This window comes from Mesorhizobium sp. M4A.F.Ca.ET.090.04.2.1 (assembly GCF_003999085.1).
Classification (GTDB): domain Bacteria; phylum Pseudomonadota; class Alphaproteobacteria; order Rhizobiales; family Rhizobiaceae; genus Mesorhizobium.
In genome coordinates this window covers 1-1,707 of the sequence record NZ_RZOT01000795.1, presented here as the reverse complement: position 1 = coordinate 1,707, position 1,707 = coordinate 1, and the positions used below count along the sequence as shown (strand labels likewise).

Annotated in this window: 2 protein-coding genes; both read right to left on the bottom strand. The window is 62.3% G+C overall.

Going from position 1 to position 1,707, the window contains the following annotated elements:
• A partial coding sequence (locus EN781_RS31905; RefSeq protein ID WP_145965764.1) for a hypothetical protein occupies positions 1 to 234 on the bottom strand: 234 nt, incomplete at its 3' end.
• Positions 235 to 362: 128 nt separating this feature from the next.
• Positions 363 to 1,707, bottom strand: a 1,345-nt coding sequence (locus tag EN781_RS31900) for an adenylate/guanylate cyclase domain-containing protein (RefSeq protein WP_127400698.1), incomplete at its 5' end; no start/stop codon positions are given.

The window sequence follows — 1,707 nt, the reverse complement described above, 5'->3', positions numbered from 1 at the left end:
GTCGCGAACGTCGGCGTTCCTGGTGACGAGCAGGAAATTGCCGAAGCCAAGACTCGGCTTGAAGCGGCGCAGCAGCGCGAGGGCCCAGCGGGGATCGCCGAAGAAAAAGTTCGCGATGCGGGACGCCAAGCCCTTGGCGCGGAGCCGTTCAATGTCGAAAGGCGGCATTTCCGACAGCGGTCGCTGGCTTTTCTGGGCCGCGCGGACTTTATCGAAGTACTTTAACTTGATCATGCACGTTCAAGCCCCCCGGCTGTCCACCTCATTGCGATGCCGGCCGTCTCTTGGCCTATGGTCGCATCGGCTCGGAGTATGTGATTCTTTTCACAATCATCTGTGTCCAGCCCATCGCCTCCGCGAAATCACATCGCCGATCTTGCCAGTTCGAAATTGGCGATGAGGAATTCATTCGCGGCCTTGTTGGCGAAAGGTATCCAGCGCACCCGCTGCTCCGAGAAGTCCGGATGCCTGGTCGTGAAAATCGCCAGTTCGCGTTTGGCCTCATCGACACGGCCGCTGCGCATCAAGGCGCCGATCTTCAGGTATCGGGCGTAGAAATAGCCAGGCGACAGGTTGAGCGAACGATCGGCCGTGGCGATCACGGCCGGCCAGTTCTCGACGAAACTGTAGGCGACCCCCAGTTCCCCCAGATTGTGGAACCGGTAGAGATCGAAAGGACTCAGCCGCTCGGTATCGAGGAAGAACGGTATGGCGTCGGCGGCATCTCCAAGCAGAAGCTTGGCGCTGCCCATGGCCGAGCGCGCAAAGGCAAAGCTCGGGTTGATGTGCAGCGCTTCCTCGAGATGCTCGATCGCGGCCCGCGGCTGACCCCGCATGATATCGATGACGCCAAGATGGGCGTGCGGGCGCGCGTCCAGGCTGTCCATCAGCAAGGCCTTGCGCGCGTACTGCTCGACCTTGTCCAGGTCATCGCTGTCGCCAAAACGCAGCCACGCCCGCCAGAAATACCACCATGCCAGCTCGTTCAGCACGGCGCTGGAATTGGCGTCCTCCCGATAGGCCTTTTCGAAGAAATCCAGGGCGATTTCGGTATCGCCGCGCGTGCGCCGGTTCATGTGCCAGCGACCGCGTCGAACCAATTGCCAGGTCTCCAGGCTTTCCCACGGCACCTGGAAGGTGCGCGCCTGTTCGGCCCGGTCCACTTCCTTGTCGAGCATCGAGACGATCTCGCTGCCGATCTGGTCGCGCAGCTTGAAGATGTCGACGAGGTCGCGGTCGAAGCGCTGCGACCAGACCAGCCGTCCGTTCGAGGTGTCGGCAAGCGAGGTGTTGAGGCGGATCTGGCTGCCATTGCGCGTCAGAGTGCCGCTGACGATGTAGCGCGCGCCAAGCGCGTTGCCGATTACCCGCGTGCCCAGGCTATCGTCGCGAAATTGGAAGCTGGAGCTCTTGGCGATCACTGAAAGCCATCTCGTGTTCGAGAGGCCGTAGATAATGTCCTCGGCGATGCCATCGGCCATGTAGCCGACGTCGCGCTCGCCACCATCGCCGGCGAAAGGCAGCACGGCAATCGCCGGCGGGCCTTTGGGCGGCGACTTTTGCTGGCTGACGGCTGGCGAAATGGCGGCGAGCGGCGCCGCTGGCGACGCATTGCCACCGCGGCCCGCTATCATCACCCGCACCGGCAGCGCGATGTTCTTCAGCATGAATTCGCCAAGGTCGGTGAATTCGGCCGCGGTCTTGTCC